Source organism: Synechococcus sp. Cruz-7E5 (assembly GCF_024345995.1).
Classification (GTDB): Bacteria; Cyanobacteriota; Cyanobacteriia; order PCC-6307; family Cyanobiaceae; genus Regnicoccus_A.
This window is the reverse complement of record NZ_JAGQCE010000029.1, coordinates 1-5624: the sequence shown is the minus strand read 5'-3', so window position 1 is coordinate 5624 and position 5624 is coordinate 1. Positions and strand designations below refer to the sequence as shown.

Annotated in this window: 2 tRNA genes and 3 rRNA genes; all 5 read right to left on the bottom strand. The window is 53.1% G+C overall.

The features are described from left to right. Positions 1–41: 41 nt before the first annotated feature. Positions 42–158: ribosomal RNA gene (gene rrf, locus KBY77_RS16410) — 5S ribosomal RNA — on the bottom strand. Between the two features lie 116 nt (positions 159–274). Beyond that, positions 275–3162 (bottom strand): 23S ribosomal RNA (locus KBY77_RS16405). Between the two features lie 497 nt (positions 3163–3659). Beyond that, positions 3660–3732, bottom strand: a tRNA-Ala gene (locus KBY77_RS16400). Positions 3733–3741: 9 nt separating this feature from the next. Beyond that, positions 3742–3815 (bottom strand) — tRNA-Ile (locus KBY77_RS16395). Between the two features lie 197 nt (positions 3816–4012). Further along, a 16S ribosomal RNA gene (locus KBY77_RS16390) occupies positions 4013–5498 on the bottom strand. The 16S, 23S and 5S rRNA genes sit together here with 2 tRNA genes alongside, the layout of an rRNA operon. Positions 5499–5624 lie beyond the last annotated feature (126 nt).

The following is a 5624-nucleotide window of genomic DNA, read 5'->3' as shown; positions in this document are numbered from 1 at the left end:
AGCAGCGCTGAAATCAGATATAGAGCATTCAGATTGTTTTATCCTGGCATTGAGCTATTTTTGCAGGAAGCTACCCTCCAACTATCGTCGCCGCTACTGCGTTTCACAACCGAGTTCGAGATGGATCGGAGTGGGGCCACAGTGCCATGAACACCAGGAAAGAATCTGATCGCTCTCAGGTGATCCCTGAGAACTACATAGGTAACGGATCAAACTTACGCTTGATCGGTCTGTAAACTCTGCAGCTCATGCTCGTCTCGAGCAGGGCCAAGTGTTGGTCAAGCCCTCGGTCTATTAGTACTCCTCCGCTTCACACATTGCTGCGCTTCCACGTAGAGCCTATCAACGGGTGTTCTTCCCGTGACCTTACTGGCTTAAGCCATGAGAACACTCATCTTGAGGTGGGCTTCCCACTTAGATGCTTTCAGCGGTTATCCTCTCCGCACATGGCTACCCAGCGTTTACCGTTGGCACGATAACTGGTACACCAGAGGTGCGTTCCTCCCGGTCCTCTCGTACTAGGGAGAACTCCTCTCAATGTTCTTACGCATGCACCGGATATGGACCGAACTGTCTCACGACGTTCTGAACCCAGCTCGCGTACCGCTTTAATGGGCGAACAGCCCAACCCTTGGGACCGACTTCAGCCCCAGGTTGCGATGAGCCGACATCGAGGTGCCAAACCTCCCCGTCGATGTGAACTCTTGGGGGAGATCAGCCTGTTATCCCTAGAGTAACTTTTATCCGTTGAGCGACGGCCCTTCCACTCAGAACCGTCGGATCACTAAAGCCGACTTTCGTCCCTGTTCGACTTGTTGGTCTCACAGTCAAGCTTGCTTCTGCTTTTACACTCGTCGGCTGATTTCCAACCAGCCTGAGCAAACCTTTGCGCGCCTCCGTTACCTTTTAGGAGGCGACCGCCCCAGTCAAACTGCCCACCTGATACTGTCCCCTCCCCGGATAACGGGTGAAGGTTAGAACCCTAGCTCTGAAAGAGTGGTATCTCACCGTTGGCTCACCATTACCCGCAAGCAATGGATCAAAGCCTCCCACCTATCCTGCGCATTCAGAGCCCGGGCACAATACCAAGCTACAGTAAAGCTTCATAGGGTCTTTCTGTCCGGGTGCACGTAGTCCGCATCTTCACAGACAATTCTATTTCGCCGAGCCTCTCTCCGAGACAGCGCCCAGATCGTTACGCCTTTCGTGCGGGTCGGAACTTACCCGACAAGGAATTTCGCTACCTTAGGACCGTTATAGTTACGGCCGCCGTTCACCGGGGCTTCAGTCGCCAGCTTCGCTTGCGCTGACCAGCTTCCTTAACCTTCCGGCACTGGGCAGGCGTCAGCCCCCATACATCGTCTTGCGACTTAGCGGAGACCTGTGTTTTTGGTAAACAGTCGCCTGGGCCTCTTCACTGCGACCACCTTGCGGTGGCACCCCTTCTCCCGAAGTTACGGGGCCATTTTGCCGAGTTCCTTAGAGAGAGTTATCTCGCGCCCCTCGGTATTCTCTACCACCCCACCTGTGTCGGTTTCGGGTACAGGCCGTCATGCCTTAACGGGTATAGGGCTTTTCTTGGAAGCTTGACATCACCCACTTCGCTGCCGTAGCAGCTCGTACTCACGCCTCAGCTCAGGATGTTTTCACCACCCCTCAACGCCTCGAACGCTTGAACCAGTAACCAACATCTGGCTGGGCTAGCCTTCTCCGTCCCCCTTCCCAAAACATGACAGGTACAGGAATGTTGACCTGTTGTCCATCGACTACGCCTTTCGGCCTCGCCTTAGGTCCTGACTAACCCTCCGCGGACGAGCCTGCCGGAGGAACCCTTAGGGTTTCGGGGCATGGGATTCTCACCCATGTTTTCGCTACTCAAGCCGACATTCTCACTTCCATGCAGTCCACGCCCGCTTACGCTAACGCTTCGCCCCGCATGGAACGCTCCCCTACCATTTGAATGTTCCTAAGAACAATTAAATCCGCAGCTTCGGTACAATGCTTAGCCCCGTTCATTTTCGGCGCAGGATCGCTCGACCAGTGAGCTATTACGCACTCCTTTGAGGATGGCTGCTTCTAGGCAAACCTCCTGGTTGTCTGGGCAATCCCACCTCCTTTATCACTCAGCATTGATTTGGGGACCTTAGCTGGCGGTCTGGGCTGTTTCCCTTTCGACCATGGAGCTTATCCCCCACAGTCTGACTGCCTAGTTTCACACAGGGTATTCAGAGTTCGTCTCGATTTGGTACCGCTCTCGCAGCCCGCACCGAAACGGTGGCTTTACCCCCCTGCTATAGCACTAGACGCTACGCCTCAACGTATTTCGGGGAGAACCAGCTAGCTCCGGGTTCGATTGGCATTTCACCCCTAACCACAGCTCATCCGCTGATTTTTCAACATCAGTCGGTTCGGACCTCCACTTGGTATCACCCAAGCTTCATCCTGGCCATGGTTAGATCACCCGGGTTCGGGTCTATAAACACTGACGATCGCCCTATTCAGACTCGCTTTCGCTATGGCTCCACCATTCCCGGTTTAACCTGCCAGTGCCTATAAGTCGCCGGCTCATTCTTCAACAGGCACACGGTCACCCGATCAGTCGGGCTCCCATTGCTTGTAAGCTCACGGTTTCATGTTCTATTTCACTCCCCTCCCGGGGTTCTTTTCACCTTTCCCTCGCGGTACTGTTGCGCTATCGGTCACACAGGAGTACTTAGCCTTACGAGGTGGTCCTCGCAGATTCATACGGAATTTCACGTGCTCCGTACTACTCGGGATACAGCTAGGCCAGATTCGTTTTCGCGTACGGGGCTTTCACCCTCTATGGCGCGCCTTTCAAACGCTTCCACTAACGTCACTGGTCCACGTTGCTGTCCCACAACCCCGATGGTCGAAACCATCGGTTTAGGCTCTTCCCCGTTCGCTCGCCGCTACTTAGGGAGTCGTTTTTACTTTCCTTTCCTCCAGCTACTAAGATGTTTCAGTTCGCTGGGTTGGCTCGTGCCAGCCTATGGATTCAGCTGGCCGTTCTAGGGGTTGCCCCATTCGGAAATTCCCGGATCAAAGCGTGTTTCCAGCTCCCCGAGACTTATCGCAGGTAACTACGTCCTTCATCGCCTCTGTGTGCCAAGGTATCCACCGTGAGCCCTTTGTAGCTTGACCAATTTATCTCCACATCACCTTACTGCGGTTGTACGCAGATTTTCCTGCTTTCAATTACCGCAACTGACGTTCTAGATTTCTCCAGTTCATCGGCTACTGTCTATGAAAACAGGATCAAACCCGATTCTTTCGGCAAGAACCAGGAGCAATGTGGAGTCTCGGCTCCTACTCTAGAATCGCTCCAACATCAATCTTTCATCCCAATGGCAAAAGCCCTTGGTATAATTGGCTGCTGTTGAAGCATCCATGAGATGCTTTATTTACAGACTTACCTATGCAGTTGTCAAGGTTCTACTGAACACAACAAATATCAACCTTTCGGTTGATATTGCTGGAGTCCAGCGTCTTTTCAATCATGGCTGACACCTTAATCGGCTTAACGATTTAGGCTTGCCATGAGATGAAAGGAAGCTAGAGTCCTTCTCTCAGTACAAAAATCTAAAATCACCACCACAAGCTCTCTCCCGTTGCTTTCGCGATCCGGATGGGTTGGTCAGTGGAGGTTAGCGGACTCGAACCGCTGACATCCTGCTTGCAAAGCAGGCGCTCTACCAACTGAGCTAAACCCCCAAACACGAATGGGCCATCCTGGACTTGAACCAGGGACCTCACCCTTATCAGGGGTGCGCTCTAACCACCTGAGCTAATGGCCCAGGGATACCCTTGCGGGGTGACCTAGACAAAGTTTAGGAACTGAAAAGACATCCACGACAGCTCATCCGCTTTCCCATTTCTGGAATTGCTTTTGGCTTCGCTTCTGTCGGTTGAGGTACCGATTAACCATCGAGATGACAGGATCATGGCCTAGCAATAATTTAGCCAGACATCACAATCAGTTATTGTCTCCCTGTTAGGAGGTGATCCAGCCGCACCTTCCGGTACGGCTACCTTGTTACGACTTCACCCCAGTCATCAGCCCCACCTTCGGCGTCCTCCTCCCTTGCGGGTTGGAGTAACGACTTCGGGCATGGCCAACTTCCATGGTGTGACGGGCGGTGTGTACAAGGCCCGGGAACGTATTCACCGCAGTATGCTGACCTGCGATTACTAGCGATTCCTCCTTCACGTAGGCGAGTTGCAGCCTACGATCTGAACTGAGCCACGGTTTATGGGATTTGCTAGCTCTCGCGAGTTTGCTGCCCTTTGTCCGTAGCATTGTAGTACGTGTGTAGCCCAGGATGTAAGGGGCATGATGACTTGACGTCATCCACACCTTCCTCCGGTTTATCACCGGCGGTCTCTCTAGAGTGCCCAACTGAATGCTGGCAACTAAAGACGTGGGTTGCGCTCGTTGCGGGACTTAACCCAACATCTCACGACACGAGCTGACGACAGCCATGCACCACCTGTCACTGCGTTCCCGAAGGCACTCCCTCGTTTCCAAGGGATTCGCAGGATGTCAAACCCTGGTAAGGTTCTTCGCGTTGCATCGAATTAAACCACATACTCCACCGCTTGTGCGGGCCCCCGTCAATTCCTTTGAGTTTCACACTTGCGTGCGTACTCCCCAGGCGGAACACTTAACGCGTTGGCTACGACACCGGAAGGGTTAATTCTCCCGACACCTAGTGTTCATCGTTTACGGCCAGGACTACAGGGGTATCTAATCCCTTTCGCTCCCCTGGCTTTCGTCCATGAGCGTCAGTTATGGCCCAGCAGAGCGCCTTCGCCACTGGTGTTCTTCCCGATATCTACGCATTTCACCGCTACACCGGGAATTCCCTCTGCCCCTACCACACTCTAGCCTTGTAGTTTCCATTGCTTAAATGGAGTTGAGCTCCACGCTTTAACAACAGACTTTCAAGGCCGCCTGCGGACGCTTTACGCCCAATAATTCCGGATAACGCTTGCCACTCCCGTATTACCGCGGCTGCTGGCACGGAATTAGCCGTGGCTTATTCCTCAAGTACCGTCATGTCTTCTTCCTTGAGAAAAGAGGTTTACAGCCCAGAGGCCTTCGTCCCTCACGCGGCGTTGCTCCGTCAGGCTTGCGCCCATTGCGGAAAATTCCCCACTGCTGCCTCCCGTAGGAGTCTGGGCCGTGTCTCAGTCCCAGTGTGGCTGATCATCCTCTCAGACCAGCTACTGATCGAAGCCTTGGTGAGCCATTACCTCACCAACTAGCTAATCAGACGCGGGCTCATCCCCAGGCGAAATTCGTTTCACCTCTCGGCATATGGGGTATTAGCGGCCGTTTCCGGCCGTTATCCCCCTCCTGAGGGCAGATTCCCACGCGTTACTCACCCGTCCGCCACTAGCCCGAAGGCTCGTTCGACTTGCATGTGTTAAGCACGCCGCCAGCGTTCATCCTGAGCCAGGATCAAACTCTCCGTTGTATTCATCATTCCTTTAAACTTCAATCAACATAATCCTGGCTTTCGCTAAAATTAAATTGATCTTCATCGCAAATGATGTCGCCGTTACCCAATTCAATGACTTACATCAATAATTAGTTAAGGCCT